Origin of the sequence: Halomonas elongata (assembly GCF_029081005.1) — a bacterium.
Taxonomy (GTDB): Bacteria; Pseudomonadota; Gammaproteobacteria; order Pseudomonadales; family Halomonadaceae; genus Halomonas; species Halomonas elongata_B.
Window position 1 is genome coordinate 1 of record NZ_JAJQTQ010000151.1, and the last position, 350, is coordinate 350.

Annotated in this window: 1 pseudogene; it reads right to left on the bottom strand. The window is 66.0% G+C overall.

Going from position 1 to position 350, the window contains the following annotated elements:
- Positions 1-80 precede the first annotated feature (80 nt).
- A pseudogene (locus tag LU493_RS19865) lies at positions 81-350 on the bottom strand (ssDNA-binding protein); the annotation flags it as partial.

The window sequence follows — 350 nt, forward strand, 5'->3', positions numbered from 1 at the left end:
CAGGAATAACAAAGAAAAAGCCCCGGCGAAACCGGGGCTTTCTGTTTTCGACTGCGCAGACAGTGCGCCTAAGGCAAGCCTTAGAACGGGATGTCGTCGTCGAAGTCCATCGGCGGTTCGTTGGAAGGCGCTGCCGGGGCCTGCTGCTGCGGACGGGACTGCGCGCCGCCGCTGAACTGGTTGCCGCCCTGCGGCTGCTGCGGCTGACCCCAACCGCCCTGCTGCTGGCCGCCGCCTGCCGGTGCGCCGCCGCCCTGACGGCCGCCCAGCATCTGCATGGTGCCGCCCACGTTCACCACCACTTCGGTGGTGTATTTGTCCTGACCGGATTGATCGGTCCACTTGCGGGT